This window comes from Streptomyces sp. NPDC101181 (assembly GCF_044767975.1).
Lineage (GTDB): Bacteria > Actinomycetota > Actinomycetes > Streptomycetales > Streptomycetaceae > Streptomyces.
Map to the genome: position 1 here is coordinate 24,176 of NZ_JBIWOX010000029.1, position 25,730 is coordinate 49,905.

A 25,730-nucleotide genomic window follows, 5' to 3' on the forward strand; every position below is an offset into this window, starting at 1 on the left:
GCCGGGCGCGGTGCGGGGCGGTCCCTCGGGCTCCGGGGGCCGCTCCCCGAACCGCGGTTACGGGGTGTCGGCGCCGCTCTGCTGGTCGCCGCGCTTGAACATCCGGGTGGCCGTGATCTCGCCGTGGACCGTCTCGCCGTCCGGGTCCTGCTGCGGCAGACCGGGCCGCAGGTGCTCCTCCACGCTGATGTACTTCAGCCCGGCCCGCAGATCGGCGTCGTTGCGCAACCGGATGACCAGCGGGAATTCGGCGAGCGCGGTCGTGTCGAACAGTCCGGTCGTGTAGAGCAGCTGGACGCCGAGGGCGTCGGAAACCGCACGCTGGAGCTCCAGCAGATAGGTGGCGTTGGCGCGGCCGATGGGGTTGTCCAGGAACAGGGTGCCCGCGTGCCGGTGGCGGTCGCGGCCCCGGTCGTTGCTGCGCAGCGCCGCCATCGTGCAGTAGAGGGCGATGGCGGCGGTGAGCAGCTGGCCGCCGGAGAAGACGTCGCCCATCTGTCCGACCGGGACCCGCTCGGCGCGCAGCACGGCGTCCGGTTTCAGGATCTCCACGGCGATGCCCTTGGGCCGCAGAGCTGCCTCGACGCCCCGCAGCAGCAGGGACATGCCGTCGCGACGCAGATCGGAGTTCTTCTTGAGGGCGGCGCTGGTCGCCTCGTCGACGACCTCACCGAGGCGTTCGGTGAGGGTGGCCTGGTCGGGCTCCTCGAAGCGGATGCGCAGGAACTCCTGCCCGGACCACTCCCCCAGTCCTTCGGGGAGCTGGGAGAGCCGCTGGGCGGAGCGCAGGGTGGTGAGCGCCGACTCCACGAGACCGCGCAGCCGGTCGACGATCGAGTCGCGGTTGCGTTCCAGCTGGGCCAGCTCGTCGGTGAGGACGCGCAGCCGGGGGGCGAAGGCGTCGGCCCACTTCTGGGCGTGCTCGGGCAGCGCGGAGGCGGGCAGCTCCCGGATCTGCTGACGGGCGGGGGTGCGGACCTGCTCGTAGCGGGTGGAGTTGGCATGCCGGACGAGGATGTCGCTCGCCTCGCGGACGGCGCTCTCGGCCGCCGAGAGGTCGGCGTTGCAGCCGCGCAGGGAGCGGCGGGCCTCGGCGGCGGAGTGCCGGGCCTCCTCCAGGGTCCCCGGGTACGGGCCGGGGTCCTCGGCGCCCTCCTCCGAGCCGTGGTCGCGCAGCAGGTCGCGCAGGAGGGCCGCGGTCTCGTCGAAGCCGCCCGCGGAGTCCTCGGCGGTGCGGTGGGCGCGGAGCAGTTCGCCGTGGGCGGCGCGGGCGGTGTCCAGGGCGCCGGTGGCATCCGCCAGCTCGGCGGTGGCGGTGCGCAGGAGAGCCTGGGCGCCGTCGGCGTCGGCCGGGACCAGCTGGTCGGGCAGCTCGGTGTGGTGGGGGCGGTCGTCGTCGGGGGCGAGCCGTTCGGCCTCGCCGCGCAGCCGCCCCAGGTGCTCGCTGGCGGTGGAGGCGCGGGTCTCCAGCAGCTGGACGTGGGACTCGGCTCGGGCGACGGCGGCCTGGCGGGACGGGCCGTCCGCGCCGTCGGTGCCCTCCAGCAGCTGGGCGGCCCGGATGCGGACCTTGTTGGTGAGGCGGTCCAGCTCGGCGAGGGCGGCGCTCTCGTCGCTCTCCGCGCGGGCCTGCTCGGCGCGCAGGTCGGCGCCGACGCCGACCTTCTCGTACAGCTGGGAGGCGGCGCGGTAGGCCTCCCGCAGGGTGGGCAGGGCGGTACGGCCCCTGGTCTCGTCGGCCTCGGGGAGGACTTCGGGGACCCCGGCGATCTCGGCGCGCTCGGCCCGCAGGGCGCGGGCGGTGCGGCGGGCGTCGTCCCCGGCGCGCTGGGCGGCACGGCGGTCCTCGTCGGCGGCGCGGGCGAGGTCGAGGCATACGGCGGCGCGGGCCTCGGACTCGGCGGCCTCGTCGGCCAGTTCGCGCAGCCGGGTCCCCCAGCCCGCCCTCTCCCGCAGCCGGAAGGCGAGTCCCGCGAGGGCGTCGGCGGCGCGGCGGGCCCGCTGGGCGGTTTCCTGGCGTTCGTCGCGGACCCGGGCGGTGTCGGCGGCGGCCTCGTCGGCCTCAACGCGGGCGGTACGGGCCTCGGCGAGCGCCCCTTCGGCGTTCTCGGCCCCCGTACGGGCGGTCGCGGCGGCCTCGGCCAGTTCGGCCAGCGTCCCGGGCGGGCAGTCGGCGCGCCAGGAACCGATCCGGGAGGCGAGAGCGCGGTCCCCGGAGAGGCGGGAGGCGAGGGTGCGGATGTCCTCGTCGCGGGCGGCGGCCCGGCCGCGCAGTGCCTGGCGCTCCTCGTCGGCGGCGTGTTCGTCGTGCATGGCCGGGTTCGGCGGGACGAGGAAGACGCCGTCGCTCTGCGCGTCGGGCGCGGCTCCGGGGCCCGGGACGGGCGCGAGGAGGGCGGCGGCGGTGCCGACGGCGACGGCCGAGCGGGGCAGCAGGGCCGCGGAGCCGAGGACGTCGCGGGCGCGGGTGTGGGCGTCGGGGTCGGTGATGACGACACCGTCGACCAGCTCCGGGCGGGCGGCGAGGACGGCGGCGTGGTCGGCCGGGTCGACGGCCTGGGCGAGGTAGCGCCAGCCGGGGAGGGCGGGGATGCCGTTCTCGCCCAGGTACTCCACGGTGGCGAGGACGTCGGGGCCGGGGGGCAGCAACCCGCCCTCGCCGAGCGCGCCGAGGATGCGGGCGTCGTCGGCGGCCGCGGTGCGCAGGTCGAAGAGGCGGCGTTCGGCGGCGGTGACGGACTGGTCGAGGAGCTCGCGCAGTTCGTCGGCGCCGCGGTCGAACTCCTCGACGCTCAGCGGCTGCTGGGTGGCGGGCTGATCGGCCAGGGCCACGGCGCTGTCCGGGGCGGCACCGGACGCGGCGGACGTGCGCTCGCCCTGGGAACCGGTCGCCGTGCCGTCGTCCCCGGCCGGGGTGGTGCGGGCGGTGCCCCGGTCCGGGCCCGGCGGCTCGTCGGCGGCTCCGTTGCGGGGGTGCGGGACTCCGGTGCCCGAGGGCAGGCCCAGCAGGTCCGCGAGGCGGGGGTCGGCCGCGATGGAGGCGGCGGCGAGGCGCTCGTCGTCATAGGCCTGCTCCGCCGCCCTGGCTCCGTCGGCGGCGCGGGCGGCGGCCAGGTCGGCGCGGCTCTCCGCGGCGGTGGCCTCCCGGGCGGTGTCGGCGGCGGTGCGGGCCGCTTCGCGCGCGGTGTCCCAGGCGGCTACGGCGGACTGTTCGGCGTCGTTCGCGGCGAGCGCGGCGCGGGCCGGGTCGGCGTCGGGGGCGGCGTCGTCGAGCCAGCCCGCCCGGACGGCTTCGGCCGTCTCCTGTTCGACCTCGGCGAGACGCTGGCGCAGGTGTCCGGCCTCGCTGCGAGCGCGCTGGGCCTCGGTGGCGGCGGCCGTGGCGTCGCGGTGGGCGCGTTCACCGGTGGCCTGGAGGGTGTCGGAGCGCTCCTCCTCCTCGTTGGCGACGCGCTCGCCCTCCTCGGCCGCGGTGTGCAGGGCGCGGACGAGGTCGGCGGCGGCGGCGCCCCGGGCGGCGAGGGCGGGGGCGGCGTCGCGTTCGGCCTCGCGGATGGCGGCGGCGACCCTGGCGGAGCGGTCGGCGGCGGCGCGGTGGCGCAGGACGGCTTCGGCGGCCTGCCAGGCGGCGTGCAGGGTGCGGGCCTCGGCCAGTTCCCGGCGTCCGGCGGCGGCGCTCTTCTCGGCGGCTGCCAGGGCCAGCGAGGCGTGCCGGTAGGCCAGTTCGGCGGCGATCAGGGCGCGGCGGCCGCGGGTGGTCTCGGCGTCGGTGACGGTGTGGGAGGTGGCGGTGACCTGCTCGGCCAGCTCGGCGGTGCGGCCGCGCTCCTCGGCGGCGCGGGCGGAGAGGCGGCGGGCCAGGGTGCGGGTGCGGCGTTCGGCGGCGGCGTGGATGTCGCGGGTGCGGGCGCGGGTGGCGGTGGCTTCCACGATCCGGCCGAGGAGGTCCACGGAACCGGCGGTGAAGTCGCGTTCGGCGGTGAGTTCGGCGCGGCGGCCCAGTTTGCTGCCGAAACCGCTCACCAGGTCGGCGAGGCCGTCGGTGTCGCGGGTGTCGGTGACCGCGCGCAGCAGCAGGTCGGTGAAGTCGGAGTCCTTCTTCACCGCGAAGAGCCCGGCGGCCTCACCCTCGTCGGCGTTCATCTCGCGCTGGTAGCGGAAGAGTTCGGGGTCGAGACCGAGGTCGCCGAGGTGTTCGTTCCAGCGGTCGTGGATCTCCTCCCAGTGCACGTCCAGGTGGGCGTAGAACTTGCCCGCGTCCACCAGCGCGTCGCGGAACCCCTTCATGGTGCGCCGCCTGCCGCGCGCCCCGGAGACGCCTTCGGCGGGGCGGCCGACGGCGGTGGCCTCCGCGACGGGCAGGCTGTCCAGGCCGAGCCCCGGGCCGGGCCGGAAGGAGTACCAGGCCTCGGCGAACTTCCGGGGGTCGTTGGAGACCTGCCGTCCCCGCCACTCGCTGACCTTGCCCACGACGACGCACTCGCCGGTGAGGGTGTGCTGCCACTCCAGGGCGACATGCCCGCAGTCGTCGGCGAGCAGGAACTTGCGCAGCACGCCGGAGCTGGCCCCGCCGAGGGTGTTGCGGTGGCCGGGGAGCATCACCGAGAAGATCAGCTTGAGCAGGACGGACTTGCCGCCGCCGTTCTCCAGGAAGAGGACGCCTGCCGGGGCGGGGCGGCGGGGCGGGCCGACCGGCTCGTCCTCGAAGAACTCGGCCTGGGCGGGGGCCGGGCTGGGGACCGGGGCGCCGACGCCGCGCAGGTCGAGGACGGTGTCGGCGTAGCGCGCACCGGCCGGCCCGATGGAGTAGAGGCGGACGCGGGACAACTCGTACATGGCGGCGGACTCTCGTCGTTCGGTGAGCGGGGGCGGAGCGTTGCGGTGCGGCGGGTTCGGTGGTGGCGGCGAGGGCGGGCGGGCGTGGGCCGGTCAGGAGTGGAAGGGCAGGCCCGCGTCGGCGGCCAGCTCCAGGTCGTCGGGGTCGGAGGGCGGCACCAGCGTGGCGGAGCCGTCGGTGACGGGGACGACGCCCAGCTCCAGCAGTTCGGCCATGGCGGCGCTGCCCGCCATGTCGCGGACCTGGAGCTGGTAGCGGGCGGTGGTGCGGTAGGCGCCGCCCGCGTCGTCGCCGGTGCGCTGGAGGAAGCCGGAGTCGGTGAGGAAGGCGACGGCCTTGCCGATGATGCCGGTGGTGGACCCGGCGAGGCGGCGGGCGTCCTTAGTGGCGCCGGTGGAGCTGCGGCGGGTGTAGATCCGCCAGCCCGCTTCGAGGCCGGGGGTGTCGGTGGCCGGGTCGGTGTTGTCGCCCTGTTCCTCGGCGCGCTCCTCCAGTCGGCGGCAGGCCTGGCGTACGAAGGCGTCGACGCCGTTGACCGTGATGCGGCCGATGTAGGCGTCGTCCGCGAGGTCCTCGGGGCGGGGGAAGGCGAGGGCGGCGACGGCGAGGTGGGCCAGGCCGTGCAGGAAGCGGTCGGCGGCGTCGGAGGAGGCGCGGCGGGCGTAGTCGCCCATGCGAACGGCGAAGACCGAGTCCTCGGCGGCGGTCACGGCCATCCCGGCGCGCGGGGAGACCTCCAACACGATGAGGCCGAGTCCGGTGGCCACGGCGTCGGCGAGCCGGGCGAAGGAGTTCTCCTCGCGGTAGCGGCGGAGCAGGTCGGCGTATTCGGCGTCCCGGGCGGGCAGCAGCTTGGGCTGGAGCCCGAAGGAGACCAGCCGGGCGGCGTCGGCGGCGTCGGCCGGGGTGACGGGCGCCGGGCCGGTGGGCTCGCCGCCGGGCGGGGGCGGGGAGTCGGCGGCGTAGAGGGCGGCGCCCGCGTACGGAACGGGGGAAGCGGCCTGCGCGGCCGCCGTCCCGGCGGGGGCCGTGGCCGGACCGGCGTACGCGGAGGGGCGGTTCCACGCGTCGGGGCGCTCGGCGTCGTGGTCGCTCACGGCTGGGACTCCTCGGTACGGGACGGCGCGGTGCGATGTGGCTGGATGGGGAAGGGCGCAATACGGGACGGCGTGACGCGCGCCGGCGTGATGCCGGAAGGGGCGGTAGGGGACGGCGCGGTGCGGCAACGCGCGGTACGGACAGGGCCGTCGCGGTGCGGAGCGGGCCCGGGGCCGGTCATGACGCCTCCTGGCGGTCGGCCGCCATGCCGGCCGCGTCCAGCAGGGCGGTGCCGACGATGAGGTCGGCGCCGCCGAACTCCGGGTCGTCCAGCTCGGTGCCGTCGTCGACCGCGAACAGCAGCCGCCGCTCGCCCTGGCGGTAGGCGGTGCCGACCGGGGGGCTGGCGGCGTGCACGGCGAGCAGGGCGACCAGGTAGGGCAGATCGGCGTCGCCGCCGCGGCGGGCCTCGGCGAGCAGGCCGGAGAGGCGGCGCGGGGCGTCGTGCTCCAGATCGAGCAGGGTCATGGCGCGGGTCAGCTGCTCCTCGCTGAAGCGGCTGTCGTCCGGGGTGGCGATCAGGTCGGGCTCGGGCATCTCCACGCCCAGGTGCTCCCGTTCCAGCGGCGGGGTGAGGAGCAGGTCCACCAGGTCCCCGACGCGTACGGAGACGGGGGTGCGCAGTCCGGTGCCGTGGGCGAAGAAGGCGTCGGTGGCCCGGGTGGACCGCTCGACGGGCAGCGGGAGGAGCGGGGCGAGGAGCTGCCCGTACAGATCGAGGCCCGCGTGGGCGGCGGGGGGCGCGAACGCCTGGCGGTCCTGCTCCGCGCGGAAGAGGGGGCCCGCTTCCAGCAGCCGCGACTGGAGCTGGGTGTGGCGGCGGATGCAGTCCTTGACGATGTCGACCAGCTCGGCGGCGCGGCGCTTGTGCTCGGGGTCCTCGGCCTCGTCGCGCGCCTTGCGGATGTTGGTGAGGATCGCGTTCTCGTGGCGGTAGCGGTCGGCCACGTGCTCCAGGGCTTCGGCGATCATGTCCGGGACGGTGTGCAGCCAGTCGACGGCGCGCACGTTGCGCCGGGTGGCCTCCAGGGTCCGGCGCAGCGTCTCGGCGTACTGCACGGTGCGGTAGCGGGCCTGTTCGGCGGCGAGCTGGGCGTCCGCGAGGCGGCCCCGGCTGATGAGGACCTCCAGCTTGACCTCGGCGGCGATCTGGGCGCTGGTGACGTCGGTGTCGAGCGCGCCGACGAGGACGTTGACCGCTTCGTCGGTGGCGCGGAGGTAGACCGTGCCGCCGTGGCCCGGGACCTCCTCGATGAGCTTGAAGTCGTAGTCCCGGCGGACGTAGACGCCGTCGGGGCCGAAGGTGCCGTAGACCGCGCGGAAGCCGCGGTCGACGCTGCCGACGTTGATCAGGTTCTCCAGGACCCAGCGGGCGACCCGTTCGTGCTCGGCGACGGGGCGGCCGGGTGCCTGGGCGCCCACGCGGGGCAGCAGTCTGGCCACTATCTGGTCGTGGTCGGCCCCGGTGTCGAAGTCCATGTTGAGCGTGACGTGGTCGATCGCGGCGAGGGCGATCTCCGCCATGGCGTAGACCGTGTACTCACCGGCCAGGTTCGCCTTGCGCACGTCGAGGTCGTGCAGCGGCGCCGTGCACGCGAGCGCGCGCAGCCGCCGCGAGAGCCCCTCGTCGGCGGCCGGGCCCGGGGCGGGGCGGGGCCCCGCGCTGAGCTGCGGCGCAGCGGTGTCCGTGTCGGCAGGCGAAGTCACGTGGGACAGATTAGGTCCTCGCACTGACAACGGTCGAAACGGCGTTTATGCGACCGGTTCCCTCCGGCCTCCCAGGAGCGGACGGCCCGACCTCCCGCCCCCGTCGACGCCGCGCCCGCCCCGGCCGTCCTCCCTAGGAGTCCACTGCGGGGAACCCGGGAGGAGGGGCCAGGGCCGTGGCCCCTCCTCCTGGAGCACGGCCCTGATTCCCCGTCAGGCCGCCGAGGCGTCCGGCCCGATGCGGCTGCGTACCGCCGTCTGGACCTCGGCCTCCTCGGCCGGGTCGGCGGCGAGTCGGCGCAGGCGTTCGGCGACGCGGATGTCCCCGGTCTCGGCGTGCAGCGCGGCCACCTCGCGGGTGGTCTCCTCGCAGTCCCAGAGGCACTCCACCGCGAACCCGGTGGGGAAGGACGGGTCGGTGGCGGCCAGGGCGCGGGCGGACCGGCCCCGCAGGTGCGAGGAGGACGTCTCGCGGTAGACGTGGCGCAGTACGGGGGCGGCGCAGGCGATGCCGAGGCGTCCGGCGCCGTCGACGAGGGTCCAGAGGCGGGGGGCGTCGGGGCCGTCGCCGCGTACGGTCTCCCGCAGGGCGCCGAGCACCTGGGGAGCGTCCTGGGCGGTGCCGCGGCAAGCGAGGACTCCGGCGGCCGAGGCGCCGAGGGCGTCGGGCCGGCGGGCCCAGCGCCGGGCGCGCTCGACGGCGGCGTCGCAGGTCATCCGCTCGAAGGCGGCGACGGCCGTGTCGGCGACGGTCCGGGCGGGGCTGCTCGCGGCGGCCTCGATGAGGTCCAGGGCGGCGGGGTCGCCGGTCTCCGCGAGGTAGTGCAGGGCGGCGCAGCGGGCGCCTTCGGCGCCGTCGCGGGCGGCCTCGACGATCAGCGGCAGGTCGTCGGGTCCGGCGACGGCGGTGAGGCAGCGGGCGGCGGGGAGGTGCAGTTCGCTGCCGCGTTCCAGCGCCTGCTGGGCCCAGTCGAAGACGGCCTGGACGCTCCAGCCGGGCCGGGGTCCCCCGGGGCGCAGCTGCCGCTGCCACCGGTCGAAGGAGCCCTGTTCGGTGGCGGTCCGGACCCGGGCGCCCACCTCGTCGCGGGGGTCGTCGGCCCACAGCCGCCAGGGGCGCGGTTCGAAGGAGTCGCGGACGGCGGCGGCGAGGTGGGCGGCGCCGTCCTCGGTGGCCGGGAACCGGCGGAGGACGGGCAGCGCGAGGGAGCGCAGGCCCGCGTCGTCGTCGCGCAGGGCGAGTTCGTCCAGGGCCCAGGCCCAGTTGGCGCCGGTCGCGGCGTAGCGGCGGAGCAGGGCCAGGGCGTCCTCGCGTCCGTAGGAGGCGAGGTGGCCGAGGACGGAGAGCGCGAGCCCGGTGCGGGAGTCGTCGGTGTCGGTGTGGTCGTCGGGATCGGCGAGGTGGCGCTCGATCTCCTCGACACCACCGTCGAGGTCCAAATACAGGCGGGCGTAGTAGAGGGAGCGGTTCTCCACCTGCCAGTCGTGGCGGGGGTCGCTCACGACGCAGTGGTTGAGGGCCGCGAGGGCCTCGGGGCGGGGTGCGGCGAGCGCGTGGAGCGTGCCGTCGCCGCGGCCCCGCTGCAACAGGCCGAGCAGGGTGCCGCTCGGCGCTATGAACGGATCGAACATGGAAGAGAGCCTCACATCAAGCTGTCGACGCGACCGGGACCGTGCGGTGCCCCGTGCCTCTCGGCACGAGCGGGTGTCCGGGGGACACCGCTACGCCGCGCCGGTACATGATCGGCCGCCCGTCGTCCTTCGCCTGGTGTAGAGCATCTTCCTCTGCCTCTCGTCGGTGGCCCTGAGCGGGCCCGCGACGTCATGATGACCCAGCCATTTCGCCACCGCGACCACATTTCCGACGGACCGGTCAGCTGGCCGTGCGGCGGACGCGCCCGCGGGCGGGGCCGCCGGTGCCTCACCGGGCACCGAAGCGCTCCAGCAGCTCGGACTTGCCGAACATCCGGGCCGTCTCCAGCGCGGACGGGGTACCGGCGGCCGGATCGGCGCCCGCGGTGAGCAGGGCGTCGAGAACGGCGTCCTCGCCCTTGAAGACGGCTCCGGCCAGCGGGGTCTGGCCGCGGTCGTTGGCCCGGTCCGGGTCGGCGCCGCGGGCGAGGAGGGCGGTGACCGCCTCGGCGTGCCCGTGGTAGGCGGCGAGCATCAGCAGCGTGTCCCCCCGGTCGTTGGTGAGGTTGGCGGGGACGCCCGCGTCGACGTAGGCGGCGAGCGTCTCGGTCGCGCCGGTGCGGGCCAGGTCGAAGACCTTGGTCGCCAGCTCGACCACCTCGGGGTCGGGGGTTGCGCTCATCGGTCGGGGCCGCCTTCCTTGACTGCTGCCGCGGCGGTGACCGCCGCGTCGGCCGGGTGGGGAGGGGTGCCGCACGAGGCCGTACGAGTGAATCGACAGGGTACTGCTCCCGGGCCGACATGACCGGGCCCGGATACGGCAAGGGATCACCGGGGCTGATCCCTGCCCGGCACGGACGCACCGATGCCGCTCCCTGGGAACCGACTTTCGTGGGCCAGTCAAGTGAAAGCGCGGGATATTCACTCGATTGCACCTTTTGTCGTATAGATACTTCCCGTGATCCTGGAAGGACTCATGGTGACTGTCCCCCTCATCCAGGAGAGAACCGCTCATGATCCTTTCCATCTCGGGCGTGGTCCTGCTCGCGATCATCGTCTTCCTGTTCTTCAAGAAGGACGGGCTCAAGGCCTCCCACGCCATCGTCTGCGCCCTGTTCGGCTTCTACCTGGCCGGCACCGCCATCGCCCCGAGCATCACCGCGGGCGGGGCGAGCCTCGCCGGCCTGCTGGGCGGGATCAAGTTCTGACCCTCCGCGACCGCTTCCACCCCTTCAGGAGACCGACGTGGCCCGGCGACCACTCCCCCGCGTTCTGAGCAGCGGCAGCGCTTCGATCACTCGCAGCAGAGAGATCGCGCGCACGGCCGCCGACAACGCCACCGACGTGCTCCATCCGCTGATCACGGTGGTCCGCGGTCTGCGGCTGCTGGCCGTCTCCGGCCGGCAGAAGTGGGCCGCGACACCCAAGGAACGGCGTGGTCCCAAGCTGTTCCTCGCCGCGGCCTGCGTGCTCGTGGTGGCGCTCGTCCCGTACGGGCCGATCCTGGCCCTGGTCACGGTGATGGGCGCCGCCGCCTGGAAGGGGCGGGAGCGGACCCCGGTGAAGACCGGTCCCGACGAGGCGGAGACCTCCCGCCTGCGCGCCCTGTACGAGGGGCTCGTACCGTACTTCTCGGTACCGGAGGACCCCAGTCCGCTGTTCGCCCACGGCGGCGACTGGGAGGCGGCCTTCACGGGCCACGCCTTCGACGAGGCCGGGCGGATCACCCGCCTGGAGATCTCCTACCCCGCCTACTTCCCCGACGGCGAGGCCGCCGCCCGCTCCCGGATCGAGCAGTTGCTGCACGCCAAGTCCGGGCGGGACCGCGAGTACCGCTTCCACTGGGACGAGGAGGCGGGCCGCCTGGTCATGACCGTGCTGGACACGCTGCCCGCCACGGTCGTCGCCCAGCGCTTCGTCACCGCCCCGGGCGAGACGGTCCTCGGCTTCACCGACCCGGACGCGGTCGACCGTACGGTCCCGGTGCGCGACGGCGACGGGACGGTCGACGCCTCCCCGGTCGTCTGGCGGACCGGGGGCCGCTCCACCGAACCGCATCTGCTGGCCGTCGGGCAGCCCGGCGGCGGCACCACCACGCTCCTGCGCTCGATCGCCCTCCAGGCCCTCCAGCACGGCGACGTCCTCCTCGTCGACGGCAGCGGGACCGGCGAATACGGGGCGCTCGCCGGGCGCACCGGCGTCCTCGCCCTGGAGTCCGGGCTCGGCGGGGCCCTGGCCACGCTGGAGTGGGCGGCGCACGAGACCGAGCGGCGCCTGATCACCGCCAACCGGGCCCGCCAGAGCGGCCACCCGGTCCCCGACGACGTACGACGGCCGCTGTGGATCCTGCTGGACCGCCCGAGCGCCCTCGGCCACCTCGCGGCGTCCGACGACAGACCCGATCCGCAGGAACTGCTCCGGATCCCGCTGCGGCACGGGCGGGCGGCCCAGGTCACCGTCGTCCTGGCCGAGCAGTTCGACGCGCTGGACGGCCTGACCGAGACGGTACGCACGCACACCCGCGCCCGTGCGGTCCTCGGCCCGGCCACCGCCGAGCAGATCGCCGCCGTGCTGGGCGCCGGACCCAGCACCACGCCGCCGCCCGCGTTCCCCCCGGGCCGCGGCTACGCCCGCCTGGGCACCGGCCCGGTCCTGCGCGTCCAGGTCCCGGCCACCCCCGACCCGTACGACGACGACACCAGCGACGCGGACCGGCAGGCGGTCCTCGACCTGCTGCCCGCCCGGCCCGCCGCCGAGGAGACAGCGCCGGAGGGACCTGCCACCGAGCCGGTCCCCGTGGCGGTCGAGGCGGTCGTCGCCGAGGCGAGGCCCTCCGAGCCGCTGGCGAAGGCCCAGCCGGCGGGCGCCGAGAGCTGACCCCGACGCACCGAGGGCGGGGAGCGGGCCCGATGGCCCGCTCCCCGCCCTCTGCCGTGCCCGCGCTCAGGCCACGAAGCTGCGCGGGGCGTCGGCCCCCGCGCCCGCCCCGGAGCGCACCAGCTCCACGGCCGCCGCCAGCCGCACGGCCGCCTCGTCGGCCACCGGACCGGCCACCGTGAACGGCAGGCGTACGTACCCCTCGAAGGCACCGTCCACCCCGAAGCGGGGGCCCGAGGGCACCCGGACGCCGACGCGTTCGCCCGCCACGGCCAGCCGGGAGCCGGACAGGCCGCCGGTGCGCACCCAGAGCGTCAGTCCGCCGCGCGGCACCGTGAACTCCCAGTCCGGCAGCTCCCGGCGCACCGCCGCGACCAGGGCGTCGCGGTTCTCGCGGGCCTGAAGGCGCCGGACCTCGACGGCCTCCTCCCAGCCGCCGGTGCTCATCAGCCAGTTGATCGCGAGCTGTTCCAGGACCGGGGTGCCCATGTCGGCGTAGGCACGGGCGGCGACCAGGCTGCGGATGACGTCGGGGGCGGCCCGGACCCAGCCGATCCGCATCCCCGCCCAGAACGCCTTGCTGGCCGAGCCGACGGTGAGGACCGTGCTGCCCGCCGGGTCGAAGGCGCACACCCGGCGCGGCATGGCGAGGCCGGGGTCCAGGCGGAGTTCGTTCATCGTCTCGTCCACCACCAGGACCGTTCCGGCGGACCGGGCGGCGTCGACCAGTTCGCGGCGCTGCTGCTCGTCGGCGAGCGCCCCGGTCGGGTTGTGGAAGTCGGCCACCACGTAGGCGAGCCGGGGCGCCGCGTCGCGCAGCACCTGCCGCCAGCGGTTCATGTCCCAGCCCGTCAGGCCGTCCCCCATCGCGACGGGGACGAGCCGGGCGCCCGCCTCCCGCATCAGCTGGAGGATGTTGGCGTAACTGGGCGACTCGACCGCGATCCGTTCACCACGGCCCGCGAAGAGATGGCAGATCGCGTCGATGGCGCCCATCGCGCCGGTGGTGACCATGATCTGCTCCGGCATGGTGGGGATGCCGAGCGCGGTGTAGCGGTCGGCGATCATCCGCCGCAGCGCGGGCAGCCCGGCCGGGTAGTCGCCGTGCGTGTGGGCATACGGAGGCAGCTCCTCCAGCGCCCCCTGGACCGCGCGGGTCAGCCAGGGTTCGGGGGCGGGCAGGGCCGCGCAGCCCAGGTCGATCATCGAGCCGAGCGACTCCGGAGGCAGCGGCTCCAGGCCCCGGGCGGGCAGCGGGTTGCCCGCCGGGACGGCAGTCCAGCTGCCGGCGCCGCGCCGCGACTCCAGGAACCCTTCGGTGCGCAGCGCCTCGTAGGCGGCGGCGACCGTGGTGCGGCTGACCGAGAGGGCGAGGGCCAGTTCGCGTTCGGCGGGCAGCCGGGCGGCGACCGGGACCCGGCCCTCCAGCACCAGGAGCCGTACGCCGTCGGCGAGCGCGCGGTAGGCGGGGGACTTGCGGCCACCGGGCCCGGTGGGCCGGGGCTGCTGGGAGCCGAGCTGCCGGGCGAGCTGGGCCGCCCCCACGGTCGAAGTCCACTGCGCCATCGACATCAGTCCACCTTCCTCAAATTGGCCATACTCGGCGGCCTGCCCCCTGCCACAGAGTGCCATGGAGCAGTCCACCAGCACGACGTCAGGAGGCACGACGTGGTCAGGACCACCGGCCGGAGCACCATCCGTCTCACCCGGCGGCTGGTCCAGCTGTACGCCGGGCTGGCGCTGTACGGGGCGAGTTCGGCGCTCCTGGTACGGGCCGGGCTCGGTCTGGAGCCGTGGGGGGTGCTCCACCAGGGGCTCGCGGAGCTGACCGGGATCTCCATCGGCGTGGTCTCCATCGGCGTCGGCGCGGTCGTCCTGCTGCTGTGGATCCCGCTGCGCCAGCGTCCGGGGCTGGGCACGGTCTCGAACGTGTTCGTGGTCGGCCTCGCGATGGACGGGACGCTGGCCGTGCTCGGCGATTTCGACGGCCTCGGCCTCCGCGTTCCCGCGATGGTGCTGGGGGTGGTGCTGAACGGGGCGGCGACCGGCCTGTACATCAGCGCCCGGTTCGGCCCGGGGCCGCGCGACGGGCTGATGACCGGACTGAACCAGGTCACCGGCCGCTCCATCCGGCTGGTCCGGACAGTGATCGAGGTGGCGGTCGTGGTGACAGGCTTCGCGCTGGGCGGCTCGCTGGGGGCGGGCACCGTGCTGTACGCCCTGGCGATCGGTCCGCTGGCCCAGTTCTTCCTGCGGGTCTTCGCGGTCCGCGAGGCCGTGAGCACCGCTTCGGGCGAACCGTCCACCCCCGCGCCACCCGGGAGCCCCGGCCCCGTTGCCGCCCCGGCGTCCGGACAGGACATACTGCCGCGGTGACAGCGAGCCGCCACCCCTACCTGGACCACTCGACGCCGATCCCCTTCGCCCACCGCGGCGGGGCGGCGGACGGCGTGGAGAACACCGTGACCGCCTTCCGCCGGGCGGCCGCGGCGGGCTACCGCTACTTCGAGACCGATGTGCACACCACGGCGGACGGCAGGCTGGTCGCCTTCCACGACGCGACCCTGGACCGGGTCACCGACGCCCGGGGCCGGATCTCCGAGCTGCCCTGGAGCGAGGTGCGCCGGGCCAGGGTCGCGGGCGCCGAACCGCTCCCGCTCTTCGAGGAGTTGCTGGAGGAGTTCCCCGGGGCCCGGTGGAACGTGGATCTCAAGGCGGAGTCCGCCCTGGAGCCGCTGCTCACCCTGATCCGCCGGACCGACGCCTGGGACCGGATCTGCGTCGGCTCGTTCTCCGAGGCCCGGGTGGCCCGCGCGCACCGACTGGCCGGGCCGCGGCTGGCCACCTCCTACGGGGTGGGCGGCGTCCTCGCCCTGCGGCTGCGCTCGTGGGGGGTCCCGGCGCCGCTGCGCGCGGGCGCGGTCTGCGCGCAGGTGCCCCAGCGGCAGGGCCCCGTCCCGGTGGTGGACGCCCGGTTCGTGCGGACGGCGCACGCGCTGGGGCTCCAGGTGCACGTGTGGACGGTGAACGAGCCGGAACGGATGGCGGCGCTCCTGGACCTCGGCGTGGATGGCATCATGACCGATCACATCGAGACGCTGCGGACGGTGCTGAGCGGGCGGGGGGCCTGGTCCTGATGCCCGCTCAGGCCGCGGCCGCGGGGACGACACAGGGGGCGCGGGGTTGAGCAGCGGGACCACGGGGAAAGCCGATCCGGCCGGACAGCCTCCGGGCGGGGGGTCCGCGGCGGCGCGGCGGCGCGAACAGCGCGGCTGGTATTTCTACGACTTCGCCTGCTCCGTCTACTCCACGAGCGTGCTGACCGTCTTCCTCGGTCCGTATCTGACGTCGGTCGCCAAGGCTGCGGCCGGTCCCGACGGGTTCGTGCATCCGCTGGGCATACCCGTGCGCGCGGGCTCACTGTTCGCGTACTCCGTCTCGGCCTCCATCGTGGTGGCCGTGATCCTGATGCCGCTGGTGGGCGCGGCGGCGGACCGTACCGGGCGCAAGAAGCCGCTGCTGGCGGCGGCCGCTTACACCGGGGCGGCGGCGACGGCCGGGATGTTCTTCCTGGACGGCCACCGCTATCTGCTGGGCGCGTTCCTGCTGATCCTCGCCAACGCGTCGATCTCCGTGTCGATGGTGCTGTACAACGCCTATCTGCCGCAGATCTCCACCCCCGAGGAGCGCGACGCGGTCTCCTCGCGCGGCTGGGCCTTCGGCTACACCTCGGGCGCCCTGGTCCTCGTACTGAACCTGATCCTGTACACCGGCCACGACTCCTTCGGTCTCACGGAGTCCGACGCGGTGCGGATCTGTCTGGCGTCGGCCGGTGTGTGGTGGGGCGCGTTCACGCTCGTCCCGCTGCGGCGGCTGCGCGACCGGCGGGTCCCGCCCGGCGGCGAGGGGGCGGTCGGCTCCGGCTGGAAGCAGCTGATGGCAACCCTCAGGGACATGCGGCGCCACCCGTTGACGCTCTCGTTCCTGCTCGCGTATCTCGTCTACAACGACGGCATCCAGACGGTGATCTCGCAGGCCTCGCTGTACGGCTCCGAGGAGCTGGGCCTGGACCAGACGACGCTGATCGTCGCCGTCCTGCTGGTGCAGGTCCTGGCGGTGGCCGGGGCCCTCGGGATGGGGCGGCTCGCGCGGACGTACGGCGCCAAGCGCACGATTCTGGGGTCGCTGGTGGTCTGGACCGCGATCCTGGTCTGCGCCTATCTGCTGCCCGCCGACGCGCCCGTCTTCTTCTTCGTTCTCGCGGCGGCCATCGGACTGGTGCTGGGCGGCAGCCAGGCGCTCTCGCGGTCGCTGTTCTCGCATCTGGTGCCGCGCGGCAAGGAGGCGGAGTACTTCTCCGCGTACGAGATGAGCGACCGGGGTCTGAGCTGGCTGGGGCCCCTGGTGTTCGGTCTGGCGTACCAGCTGACGGGCAGCTACCGGGAGGCGATCATCTCGCTGATCGTGTTCTTCGCACTCGGCGCGGTGCTCCTCGCGCGGGTCCCCGTACGGCGTGCGGTTCAGGCCGCGGGCAACCCCGTGCCGGACCGGATTTAGACGTTGAAGTCAAAGGCCGGTAGTGTACGTCTTTGGCCTGCCCGGAGGACCGTTACTGCGAGTGGAAGCAGCTCATCGTTGAGTGACAACATCCGCCAGAGGTGACAAACCGGGCATGGGCGGGTATCCAACCCAGACAAAGCAGCGGCACGACGGGCGACGCATGACCGGCAACGGGAATCTTTGCCGCCGACCGGACGTTGACCGGATGACGACGACAGCGACAATTTGTCCTGTGGGCGACAAGCCCGGGAGGCACGATTCATGAGTGAGCGAGCTCTCCGCGGCACGCGACTTGTGGTTACCAGCTACGAGACGGACCGCGGCATCGATCTGGCCCCGCGCCAGGCGGTGGAGTACGCATGCCAGAACGGACATCGATTCGAGATGCCGTTCTCGGTGGAGGCGGAGATTCCGCCGGAGTGGGAGTGCAAGGCGTGCGGCGCCCAGGCACTCCTGGTGGACGGTGACGGCCCCGAGGAGAAGAAGGGCAAGCCCGCGCGCACGCACTGGGACATGCTCATGGAGCGGCGCACCCGCGAGGAGCTGGAGGAGGTGCTGGCCGAGCGGCTGGCCGTCCTGCGTTCCGGAGCCATGAACATCGCCGTGCACCCGCGGGACAGCAGGAAGTCCGCCTGACCGCGTAACACCGCACAGCGCTACAGCCACACAACAGCACCAGCACCAAGAGCCGGATCTCCTGTGCGGCGGGAGGCTCAGGGAGTGAGCGGCGGACGGGGGTCCTCGTCCCGGCGGGAGGAGTCCGAGGGGGCCTGGGTGCCGTCCTCGCGGATCACCTCGCCCGGGACGACCTTGCCGTCCGGCCGGTGGATACGGGCCTGCTGGAAGGCATCGGAGAAGCCGCCCGGCGACGCCTCCCGCATCCGGCGCTCCAGCGACCGCTCCGCGCGGCGGCTGATCAGGGCGCGGACCGGCGGCACCAGCAGGAGGAGTCCGGCCGCGTCCGAGACCAGGCCGGGGATGAGCAGCAGCAGCCCGCCCAGCATCAGCAGGCCGTTGCCCCGGGTGCCCTTCTCGCCCCCGGGGGCGAGCGGCGGGGCGTCGGTCGCGCCGGGCTGCCCCGGCATCCGCTGGAGGGTCTCGGTCAGGTTCTTGAACGCGCGTCGGCCGGCGCCCTTGATGACCGCGGCGCCGAGCACCGCCCCGGCCACCAGAACCAGGAAGACGGTGAGACCGCCCGCGGCCGACGCGACCACGGTGAGCAGCCAGATCTCCAGCACCAGCCAGGCGGCCAGAGCCAGGGGCAGGAATCTGCGGACGCGCGAGCGCCGGGGACGGGTCGGGGGCGGAGTGCCGGTCGTCATGCCCCCAGTGTGCCCGTAACGGCGTGCGAACGGGATAAGGGGGTGATCATGGACCGGGGCTTTCCGCGCCCGCCGCTCCGGTCAGGGGTTCCCGCGGCCCAGGATCTTGTTCGCGCGGGAGGTGATGCCCCAGCCGGTGACCCGCCACAGCGCCTCGACGAGGATGTCCCGGCTCATCTTGGAGTCGCCGACCTCGCGGTCCACGAAGGTGATGGGCACCTCGACCACGTGGTAGCCCGCCTCGACGGCGCGGCGGGCCAGGTCCACCTGGAAGCAGTAGCCCTGGGAGGCGACGGCGTCGAGGCCGAGGCCCTGGAGGGTGCCGGTGCGGAAGGCTCGGTAGCCGCCGGTGACGTCGCGCACCGAGAGGCCGAGCGCCAAGCGGGAGTAGAGGCTGCCGCCCCGGGAGATGACCTCACGGCTCCTGGGCCAGTTGACCACCCGGCCGCCGGGCACCCAGCGCGAGCCGAGGACCAGGTCGGCGCCCTTGAGCGCGGTGAGCAGCCGGGGCAGTTCCTCGGGCTGGTGGGAGCCGTCGGCGTCCATCTCGACGAGCACGCCGTAGCCGTGCTCGGAGCCCCAGGCGAAGCCCGCGAGGTACGCGGCGCCGAGCCCCTCCTTGCCCTTGCGGTGCAGGACGTGGACCTGGTCGTCGGCGGCGGCGATCTCGTCGGCCGCCTTGCCGGTGCCGTCGGGGCTGTTGTCGTCGGCCACCAGGATGTCGGCGTCCGGGACGGCGGAGCGCACCCGGCCGACGATCGGTCCGATGTTCTCGACCTCGTTGTAGGTCGGGATGATCACCAGAACCTTGCCGAGCGGGCCGAACTGCCTCTGACCGCCGTCGTTCACTACTGCCCCTTAGAGTCCGTGCACAGAGGGACACCATATCCAGCGCACGGGGCCCTGGGACCCGCACCCACGGCACTGAACTGCGGATCGGGGCCCGGCGCCCTTCGGGCCGACCTGGGACCCGCTGGCTGCGGGTCGACCGAAAGCCGTTGTCTACTGAGCGTCCGGGCCCCACCCGGGTCCCACCCTCCGTCCGGCTGAAACCTTCCCTCGCCCCGAGGCGCGGGCGCTGAACCTGGCTGTCGGCGGTGGTGCGCCGGTGCGGCACACCCCCTCATGACCCAGCGGCGTTCGACGACTGCGTGGAGGTCCAACCGGTCGGACGTCCTGTGGTGGACCCGGCCGAACCTACCGGCCCCCGGGCGCTTTCTGTCAACACCTGTGCGACCTGCGCCTTTTGATCAAACTGCCTGGTCAGTGCGGAGGACCCCCGGGCGCCGGGGCGGCCCGGGGGCCATCGATCGGCGGTACGAAATGTCCCGACGTCACTCGTTCGGTCGTACGTAGACCGTCTGTCCGAGGACCACCGTGCGCAGGCAGACGGGCAGCTCCGCCCCGGGCGTGAGGTCCGGCAGGCCGGGTGTGCCGGACCGGGGGTCGGTGGACCAGCGGGCGACCCGGTCGTCGGGGGCCTGGACCAGCAGGTCGGCGCCCCGCCAGAGCGCGTAGTCGGCCGGGGCGCCGGGGACCAGGAGCCCCGCGTCGTCCCGGCCCGCGGCCCGCCAGCCGCCCCGGGTGTGGGCGGTGAAACCGGCGCGGACCGAGACGCGGTGCTCCGGGGTGCGGTGGTGGGCGGCGGCCCGGACGGCCCCCCAGGGGTCGAGCGGGGTGACCGGGCTGTCGGAGCCGAAGGCGAGCGGCACTCCGGCGCGCAGGAGCGCGGCGTACGGGTTGAGGGTGGCGGCCCGTTCCGCGCCGAGGCGTTCGGCGTACATGCCCTCCGGACCGCCCCAGGCGGCGTCGAAGGCGGGCTGCACGGAGGCGGTGAGGCCCAGCTCGGCGAAGGCGGCGACGGTGGCGGGGGTGAGCATCTCGGCGTGCTCGACCCGGTGGCGGGCGGCCCGCACCCGGGCGAGGCCGACCGTCTCGGCGGCGGCCCGCACCCCGGCCACGACGGCGGACAGGGCGGCGTCGCCGATGGCGTGGAAGCCCGCCTGGAGGCCCGCCTCGGTGCAGGCGGTGACATGGGCGGCGATTTCCGCGGCGTCCAGGTGCGCGGTGCCGGTGCTGTGCGGGTGGTCCGCGTAGGGCTCGTGCAGGCAGGCGGTGTGCGAGCCGAGGGAGCCGTCCACGAAGAGGTCGCCCGCCGCACCGGCCGCCCCCAGCTCCCGGATCCGCCGGGCGCCCTTCTCGTCGCTGATCCCCTCGGCCCAGAGACCGAGGACCCGGGGGCCCGGCCGCTCGGCGGCGAGCGCCAGCAGGGAGGTGAAGTCCTCCTCGTCGGAGATCTCCGGACCGCCGCACTCGTGCACGGTGCCGATCCCCAGCGAGGCGGCGTGATCGAGGGCGGCGCGCTGGGCGGCGGCCCGCTGGGCCGGGGTCACCGCGGCGTGCGCGGCGGCCCGGACGGCGTGGTGGGCGTCGCCGGTGAGCGGCGCGTCCGGGTGGTAGCCGGTCATCGCGGTGATGCCCGGGACCCGGTCGAGGAGGGCGGTGGTGACGACGGCGGAGTGCACGTCGATCCGGGGCAGGTACAGCGCCCGCCCGCCGGTCGCCTCGTCCAGCTCGGCGCGTGAGGGGTGGCGCCGTTCCGGCCAGCGGGCTGCGTCCCAGCCGTGGCCGAGCAGGACGTCCCCGGCGGCGCGCCCGCGCGCGTAGGCGCGGATCAGGCCGAGGGCCTCGGTGAGCGTACCGGCGGCGGACAGGTCGAGCCCGGTCAGCGCCAGGCCGGTCGCGGTGGTGTGCACATGGGCGTCGGTGAACGCCGGGGTGACCAGGGCGCCTTCCAGGTCGACCACCTCGTCGACGCCGCTCGCGAAGGCGTCGGCGGCCCCTTCGGACCCCACCCAGGCGACATGTCCGGCTTCCACGACCATCGCGGTGGCGAACGGGTCGGCCGGGCTGTGGACGTCACCGCCGCGCAGCAGCACGGTGCGGTGTCCGGGGGCGCTTCGGGGGGCGGTGCTCTGGCTCATGGGACCAGTCTCGCGCCTGGCGGCGGCCGCCCGGACCCCGGCCCCCTCAGACGCGTGGGGGGCGGGCCTCGTACGGGGTGGAGAGGACGACCGTGGTCCGGGTGGAGACGCCCGCGAGCGAGCGGATCCGGGTGAGCAGGTGTTCCAGCTCCAGCGGGGTCGCCACCCGCACCTTGAGGATGTAGTTCTCGTCCCCGGCGACGCTGTGACAGGCCTCCAGCTCCGGCACTCCGGCGAGCCGTTCGGCGATGTCGTCGGGGGCGCTCGGGTCGAACGGCTTCACCGAGATGAACGCGGTGAGGGGCAGCCCGACGGCCTCGGGGTCGACGACGGCGGCGTAGCCGCGGATCACCCCGCGCTGCTCCAGCCGGCGGACGCGCTGATGAACGGCCGAGGTGGACAGGCCCGTGGCCTTGCCCAGGTCGGTGTAGCTCATCCGCCCGTCCTTGACGAGCAACTCAACGATCTGACGGTCCAGCTCCTCCATGCGGATCAACCTATGGCCCCGGACGCCCGTCGGCACAGCCGCGCGCCGCCCCGGACCGGCGCCTGCGGGCGCGGTGTGACCAATGCCACAGGTTTACGGACCGGTAGCGGGTGGCCCCGCGGTTATCGGCCACGCCTCGCGGGAAGTGCTTGCTGTGGTCGAGGCCGTGGCGCCTTGTGACCCACCCGAGGGGGACATTCCATGCAGAGCCTGAAGCTCACCGGACGTACCGAACCGGAGCCTGTCGATCCGGAGCCCGTCGACCCGGACGAGGACTCCACCGCGGACGTGTACGACATGTTCGAGATGGTCCGGGTGGTCTGCCCGGACTGCGCCCAGTCGATCGGACTGCCGGACGAGGAGGACGTCCTCCCCCAGCACGCCCGCTGCCTCACGCCGTGGAACCCGTTCGTCCTCACCGTCTGCGCCGGGACCGGCCGCCGCGTGACGGACGCCCTGCCCGCGGACGAGTTCCCGGAGCTCCAGGAACAGGAGACGGGGCTGCTGCTGACGCTCCCCCAGGGCCTGGACTGGCGGATGCAGCCCTTCTCGCACGCCGGAGGCCCCGGCTCCCGCCCGCTGCGCGTGCCGCGGCTGCGGCGCGAGGCCGCCTGACCCACTCCGTAAGGACGGCACCACGGCGGCCGCCCGTCGTGGTGACCGTGGCGGCGCGCCCGTTCGCCACCGCCCTTCCTGGTCCCCGGCGAACGGGCTCTCGAATCGGCGGGGCAGTGTCTCCGGCCCGGCCCGCCGCGTTGGCCTCGTATGACCACGCTGCATTCACCAGCCGGTACGGGTCGCCGCCGCCTCGCCGCCCCCGCCGCCGAAGAATCGGTTCCGCAGCCGAGTGCACACGCCCCGCGGCAGGGCGCGCCCGCGGGCCGGCGGGCCGCCCCGCAGCCCGCGCCCCAGCCGGTGCCGCAGCCGGTCGCCCCGTCGGCGTCCGGCGACCGCGCCTTCTCCGGGGCGCCCGCCCAGCCGCTGCCCCGCCCGGCCGGGGACTCGCCCCTGGGTTCGCCCGTCGACCCGCCGATCTACAGCGCGCTGCTGCGGCACTGGGAGAGTGCCGGCCGGACCCTGCCGGGCCGTCACGACCCGGAGTGAAACCAGGCCGCCGCGCTGCCCGTACCGTCCGGCCGGCCGCCGTGGGTCAGCGGGTCTCAGGACCCGCGAGGTGGCGTGCGATGACCATGCGCTGGATCTGATTGGTGCCCTCCACGATCTGGAGCACCTTCGCCTCGCGCATCAGCCGCTCGACCGGGAAGTCGAGCGTGTAGCCGTAGCCGCCGAGGACCTGGACGGCGTCGGTGGTGACGCGCATGGCCGCGTCCGTGCAGAACAGCTTCGCCATGGCCGCCTGCCGGGAGAAGGACTCCCCCGCGTCCCGCAGACGGGCCGCCTCCAGGTAGAGCGAGCGGCCCGCCTCGATCTGGGTGGCCATGTCCGCGAGCATGAACCGCAGTCCCTGGAAGTCCGCGACGGGGCGGCCGAACTGGTGCCGGTCGGTGGCGTAGCGGACGGCCTCGTCCAGGGCCGCCTGGGCCACCCCGACGGCGCAGGCGGCGATACCCAGGCGCCCGGAGTCGAGGGCGGACAGGGCGATGGCGAAGCCCTGGCCCTCCTCCCCGAGGCGGCGGTCGTCCCCGACGCGTACGCCGTCGAAGTGGAGCTGGGCGGTGGGCGAGCCCTTCATCCCCATCTTCTTCTCGGGGAGCGCCGCGCTCAGCCCCTCGGCGTCGCCGGGGACGAGGAAGGCCGTGATGCCACGCGGGCCTTCGGCGCCGGTGCGGGCGAGAACGGTGTAGAAGTCGGCGATGCCGCCGTGGGTGATCCAGGCCTTGGTTCCGGTGAGCACCCAGTCGTCGCCGTCGCGTACGGCCTTGGTGCGCAGGGACGCCGCGTCGGAGCCGGAGGCGGGCTCGGAGAGGCAGTACGCGCCGAGCAGTCCGCCGGAGAGCATCCCCGTCAGGTGCGCCGCGCGCTGCCCGTCGGTGCCGTATCCGGCGAGCGCGTGGCAGGCGAGGGAGTGGACGCTGACGCCGAGTCCCACCGTGAGCCGGGCGGCGGCCAGTTCCTCCAGGACCTGGAGGTAGACCTCGTAGGGCTGGTCACCGCCGCCGTGGGCGGAGCCGTACGGGAGTCCGAGGAGTCCGGACTCGGACAGGAGGGTGAAGACCTCGCGGGGAAAGACGCCCGCTTCCTCCTCCTCGGCCGCCCGGGGAGCGATCTCCTTGGACACGATGTCGCGGACGAGCGCGACGAGCTGCCGGGACTCCTCGGTGGGCAGACGGCGTTCCACCGGCTGCGGGGCACGGTCGGACATGACGGCGCTCTCCTCCCTGTCGGGCGTTGCGGCGGTCGCGCGCTCGGGGTGGGAGAGGCGCCGCCGGGTGGTCTCCCGGACGGACCCGGGAAAAAGCGAACTGCCCGGCCGATCCTGCCCTCCCGGGTCACGGGGGGCGCGGGGCTGTACGGCTGTGGCGGGTCGAGTATGCCCGATCGGGTGCCTGCCGTCACGGGGCAACAAGCCGGTCAGAGCGGTGCCGCGGCCCTCCGACGAGCGCTGTCCCGGCCCGGCCGGTGATCTCCGGAACGCCCCGGACCGTGATCACCGGGCAGGCCCGAACCATTGACCCACCTGGTCTAGTCCTTCTACGGTGCCACGGAACGGCTGACCGCCGCCGCGCCAAACCGGGCCCTGCCGACCGGAGTTCGGCCCGCACCCCCACGTACGAGCACGCACCGGGCGTCGCACGGCGGGCGGCAGTCGGACGAGACGACCTCAGCCCTCCCCCACGAGGAGCCACGATGACCGGACCGAATCGTTCCCGCGCCCGGCTCCGGGCGCTCGCCGCGGCCGCCTGTACGGCGGCGCTCGGCGCCACCCTGCTCGGCGTCACGGGCGCGTCCCCGGCCGGCGCGAGCGCCGCCGCCCAGCCCGCCGCCGCCACCGCACAGGAGGCCGCCCCCACGGCCGCCGCGGGTGGCAAGGTGATCGGATACTTCACCAACTGGGGCACGTACGACCGCGATTACCACGTCAAGGACATCGAGGCGTCGGGGTCCGCGGACAAGCTGACCCACATCAACTACGCCTTCGGCAACGTGACCGGCGGCAAGTGCGAGATCGGCGACGCCTACGCCGACCACGAGCGGGCCTACACCGCGGAGGAGTCCGTCGACGGGAAGGCCGACGCCGAGGACCAGGAACTGCGGGGCAACTTCAACCAGTTGCGCAAGCTGAAGAAGCTCCACCCCGACCTCAAGATCCTCTGGTCCTTCGGCGGGTGGAGCTGGTCGGGCGGCTTCGGTGAGGCGGCGAAGGACCCGGCCGCGTTCGCCCGGTCCTGCTACGACCTGGTCGAGGACCCGCGCTGGGCCGATGTCTTCGACGGCATCGACATCGACTGGGAGTACCCCAACGCCTGCGGCCTGACCTGCGACACCAGCGGCCGCGACGCGTACGGGAACCTGCTGGGCGAACTGCGCGAGGTCTTCGGGAGCGACAACCTGATCACCTCGGCGATCACCGCGGACGCCTCGGACGGGGGCAGGATCGACGCGGTGGACTACGCGGGGGCGGCGAAGCACCTCGATTGGTATCTGCCGATGACCTACGACTTCTTCGGCGCGTTCACGCCGCAGGGCCCGACGGCCCCGCACTCCCCCCTGACCTCCTACCCGGGCATCCCGTCGGAGGGGTCCAACTCCGACGCCACGATCTCCAAGCTGGCCTCGCTCGGCATCCCCGCGGAGAAGCTGCTGCTGGGGATCGGCTTCTACGGCCGGGGCTGGACCGGCGTCACCCAGTCCGAGCCGGGCGGCAGCGCGACGGGCGCCGCGCCGGGCACGTACGAGGCGGGCGTCGAGGACTACAAGGTGCTCAAGGACAGCTGCCCGGTCACGGGCAAGGTCGCGGGCACGACGTACGCCCACTGCGGGAACGACTGGTGGAGCTACGACACCCCGGAGACCATCGGCGCCAAGATGGACTACAAGAACGAGCAGGGCCTGGCGGGAACGTTCTTCTGGGAGCTGAGCGGTGACACGGCGGACGGCGAGCTGATCAAGGCGATCGACTGACCGTCCGCGCGGGCTGTGGGGGGGGGCGGCGGGCCCCCCCCCCCCCCCGGGGGGGGGCCGCCACCCCCCCCCGGCGGGGGCGCCCCCCCCCGCCCCCCACCCACACCCCCCCCCCCCCCCCCGGCGCGCCCCGCCGCGCGCCC

20 protein-coding genes are annotated in these 25,730 nt (G+C 74.5%); 9 read left to right on the forward strand and 11 right to left on the reverse strand.

Annotation, left to right across the window (positions count from 1 at the left end):
- Window positions 1-57: 57 nt before the first annotated feature.
- The 5 genes from ACIRRU_RS29150 to ACIRRU_RS29170 form a co-directional block, all read right to left on the reverse strand.
- Window positions 58-4,836 (reverse strand): hypothetical protein, encoded by a 4,779-nt coding sequence (locus ACIRRU_RS29150; protein WP_403685372.1) that lies wholly within the window; start codon window positions 4,834-4,836, stop codon window positions 58-60.
- A 93-nt stretch (window positions 4,837-4,929) separates the two neighbouring features.
- Window positions 4,930-5,934 carry a hypothetical protein gene (locus ACIRRU_RS29155; protein ID WP_403685373.1) on the reverse strand — a complete coding sequence of 335 codons (1,005 nt, stop codon included), beginning with the start codon at window positions 5,932-5,934 and terminating at the stop codon, window positions 4,930-4,932.
- A gap of 178 nt (window positions 5,935-6,112) precedes the next feature.
- Window positions 6,113-7,642, reverse strand: a complete 1,530-nt coding sequence (locus tag ACIRRU_RS29160; protein WP_403685374.1) for a hypothetical protein — start codon at window positions 7,640-7,642, stop codon at window positions 6,113-6,115.
- A 213-nt stretch (window positions 7,643-7,855) separates the two neighbouring features.
- A complete protein-coding gene (locus ACIRRU_RS29165; RefSeq protein WP_403685376.1) occupies window positions 7,856-9,274 on the reverse strand; it encodes a HEAT repeat domain-containing protein in 1,419 nt (472 codons plus the stop codon).
- Between the two features lie 289 nt (window positions 9,275-9,563).
- On the reverse strand, window positions 9,564-9,956 hold the full coding sequence (locus tag ACIRRU_RS29170) for an ankyrin repeat domain-containing protein (RefSeq protein WP_363202522.1): 393 nt from the start codon (window positions 9,954-9,956) through the stop codon (window positions 9,564-9,566).
- A gap of 331 nt (window positions 9,957-10,287) precedes the next feature.
- Between ACIRRU_RS29170 and ACIRRU_RS29175 the strand changes: the two genes are divergently transcribed.
- On the forward strand, window positions 10,288-10,482 hold the full coding sequence (locus tag ACIRRU_RS29175) for a hypothetical protein (RefSeq protein WP_006123109.1): 195 nt from the start codon (window positions 10,288-10,290) through the stop codon (window positions 10,480-10,482).
- 37 nt (window positions 10,483-10,519) lie between these two features.
- Window positions 10,520-12,151, forward strand: a complete 1,632-nt coding sequence (locus ACIRRU_RS29180; RefSeq protein WP_403685378.1) for a hypothetical protein — start codon at window positions 10,520-10,522, stop codon at window positions 12,149-12,151.
- Window positions 12,152-12,217: 66 nt separating this feature from the next.
- Here ACIRRU_RS29180 and ACIRRU_RS29185 read toward each other — a convergent pair whose 3' ends face one another.
- The gene (locus ACIRRU_RS29185; protein WP_403685394.1) at window positions 12,218-13,717 is read right to left on the reverse strand and encodes a PLP-dependent aminotransferase family protein; all 1,500 of its coding nucleotides are present in this window, start codon (window positions 13,715-13,717) and stop codon (window positions 12,218-12,220) included.
- A 102-nt stretch (window positions 13,718-13,819) separates the two neighbouring features.
- On the opposite strand from ACIRRU_RS29185, the gene ACIRRU_RS29190 reads away from it, so the two are divergent.
- The 4 genes from ACIRRU_RS29190 (at window position 13,820) to ACIRRU_RS29205 (ending at window position 17,347) form a co-directional block, all read left to right on the forward strand.
- Entirely contained in the window at window positions 13,820-14,527 is a 708-nt protein-coding gene (locus ACIRRU_RS29190) for a YitT family protein (RefSeq protein WP_403685379.1), read from the forward strand.
- Window positions 14,524-15,288, forward strand: a complete 765-nt coding sequence (locus ACIRRU_RS29195) for a glycerophosphodiester phosphodiesterase (RefSeq protein WP_403685380.1) — start codon at window positions 14,524-14,526, stop codon at window positions 15,286-15,288. Before ACIRRU_RS29190 ends, ACIRRU_RS29195 begins: the two co-directional genes overlap by 4 nt.
- A 46-nt stretch (window positions 15,289-15,334) precedes the next feature.
- On the forward strand, window positions 15,335-16,708 hold the full coding sequence (locus tag ACIRRU_RS29200) for an MFS transporter (protein ID WP_403685381.1): 1,374 nt from the start codon (window positions 15,335-15,337) through the stop codon (window positions 16,706-16,708).
- A 264-nt stretch (window positions 16,709-16,972) separates the two neighbouring features.
- On the forward strand, window positions 16,973-17,347 hold the full coding sequence (locus tag ACIRRU_RS29205; RefSeq protein ID WP_003959706.1) for an RNA polymerase-binding protein RbpA: 375 nt from the start codon (window positions 16,973-16,975) through the stop codon (window positions 17,345-17,347).
- Between the two features lie 77 nt (window positions 17,348-17,424).
- Here the strand turns inward: ACIRRU_RS29205 and fxsA are convergent, their stop codons facing one another.
- The 4 genes from fxsA to ACIRRU_RS29225 form a co-directional block, all read right to left on the reverse strand.
- The gene (gene fxsA / locus ACIRRU_RS29210) at window positions 17,425-18,033 is read right to left on the reverse strand and encodes an FxsA family membrane protein (RefSeq protein WP_403685382.1); all 609 of its coding nucleotides are present in this window, start codon (window positions 18,031-18,033) and stop codon (window positions 17,425-17,427) included.
- Window positions 18,034-18,114: 81 nt separating this feature from the next.
- A complete protein-coding gene (locus tag ACIRRU_RS29215) occupies window positions 18,115-18,882 on the reverse strand; it encodes a polyprenol monophosphomannose synthase (protein ID WP_363202516.1) in 768 nt (255 codons plus the stop codon).
- 485 nt (window positions 18,883-19,367) lie between these two features.
- Entirely contained in the window at window positions 19,368-21,017 is a 1,650-nt protein-coding gene (locus tag ACIRRU_RS29220) for an amidohydrolase (protein WP_403685383.1), read from the reverse strand.
- 46 nt (window positions 21,018-21,063) lie between these two features.
- Window positions 21,064-21,504, reverse strand: a complete 441-nt coding sequence (locus tag ACIRRU_RS29225) for an Lrp/AsnC family transcriptional regulator (protein ID WP_018490165.1) — start codon at window positions 21,502-21,504, stop codon at window positions 21,064-21,066.
- A 201-nt stretch (window positions 21,505-21,705) separates the two neighbouring features.
- On the opposite strand from ACIRRU_RS29225, the gene ACIRRU_RS29230 reads away from it, so the two are divergent.
- Together ACIRRU_RS29230 and ACIRRU_RS29235 are read left to right on the forward strand one after the other, a co-directional pair.
- A complete protein-coding gene (locus tag ACIRRU_RS29230) occupies window positions 21,706-22,119 on the forward strand; it encodes a hypothetical protein (protein ID WP_403685385.1) in 414 nt (137 codons plus the stop codon).
- 150 nt (window positions 22,120-22,269) lie between these two features.
- Window positions 22,270-22,608 carry a hypothetical protein gene (locus tag ACIRRU_RS29235; RefSeq protein WP_403685387.1) on the forward strand — a complete coding sequence of 113 codons (339 nt, stop codon included), beginning with the start codon at window positions 22,270-22,272 and terminating at the stop codon, window positions 22,606-22,608.
- Between the two features lie 46 nt (window positions 22,609-22,654).
- Here the strand turns inward: ACIRRU_RS29235 and ACIRRU_RS29240 are convergent, their stop codons facing one another.
- Entirely contained in the window at window positions 22,655-23,827 is a 1,173-nt protein-coding gene (locus ACIRRU_RS29240; RefSeq protein ID WP_403685389.1) for an acyl-CoA dehydrogenase family protein, read from the reverse strand.
- A gap of 485 nt (window positions 23,828-24,312) precedes the next feature.
- On the opposite strand from ACIRRU_RS29240, the gene ACIRRU_RS29245 reads away from it, so the two are divergent.
- Complete coding sequence (locus ACIRRU_RS29245) at window positions 24,313-25,587, forward strand: glycoside hydrolase family 18 protein (RefSeq protein WP_403685390.1); 1,275 nt, start codon at window positions 24,313-24,315, stop codon at window positions 25,585-25,587.
- The last annotated feature ends 143 nt before the right edge of the window (window positions 25,588-25,730 follow it).

Coding starts and splice junctions, on each gene's coding strand:
- ACIRRU_RS29150 (WP_403685372.1), bottom strand. CDS start 4,836: ATGTACGAGTTGTCCCGCGTCCGCCTCTACTCCATCGGGCCGGCCGGT.
- ACIRRU_RS29165 (WP_403685376.1), bottom strand. CDS start 9,274: ATGTTCGATCCGTTCATAGCGCCGAGCGGCACCCTGCTCGGCCTGTTG.
- ACIRRU_RS29170 (WP_363202522.1), bottom strand. CDS start 9,956: ATGAGCGCAACCCCCGACCCCGAGGTGGTCGAGCTGGCGACCAAGGTC.
- ACIRRU_RS29175 (WP_006123109.1), top strand. CDS start 10,288: ATGATCCTTTCCATCTCGGGCGTGGTCCTGCTCGCGATCATCGTCTTC.
- ACIRRU_RS29185 (WP_403685394.1), bottom strand. CDS start 13,717: ATGGCGCAGTGGACTTCGACCGTGGGGGCGGCCCAGCTCGCCCGGCAG.
- ACIRRU_RS29205 (WP_003959706.1), top strand. CDS start 16,973: ATGAGTGAGCGAGCTCTCCGCGGCACGCGACTTGTGGTTACCAGCTAC.
- fxsA (WP_403685382.1), bottom strand. CDS start 18,033: ATGACGACCGGCACTCCGCCCCCGACCCGTCCCCGGCGCTCGCGCGTC.
- ACIRRU_RS29220 (WP_403685383.1), bottom strand. CDS start 21,017: ATGAGCCAGAGCACCGCCCCCCGAAGCGCCCCCGGACACCGCACCGTG.
- ACIRRU_RS29225 (WP_018490165.1), bottom strand. CDS start 21,504: ATGGAGGAGCTGGACCGTCAGATCGTTGAGTTGCTCGTCAAGGACGGG.
- ACIRRU_RS29230 (WP_403685385.1), top strand. CDS start 21,706: ATGCAGAGCCTGAAGCTCACCGGACGTACCGAACCGGAGCCTGTCGAT.
- ACIRRU_RS29235 (WP_403685387.1), top strand. CDS start 22,270: ATGACCACGCTGCATTCACCAGCCGGTACGGGTCGCCGCCGCCTCGCC.
- ACIRRU_RS29240 (WP_403685389.1), bottom strand. CDS start 23,827: ATGTCCGACCGTGCCCCGCAGCCGGTGGAACGCCGTCTGCCCACCGAG.
- ACIRRU_RS29245 (WP_403685390.1), top strand. CDS start 24,313: ATGACCGGACCGAATCGTTCCCGCGCCCGGCTCCGGGCGCTCGCCGCG.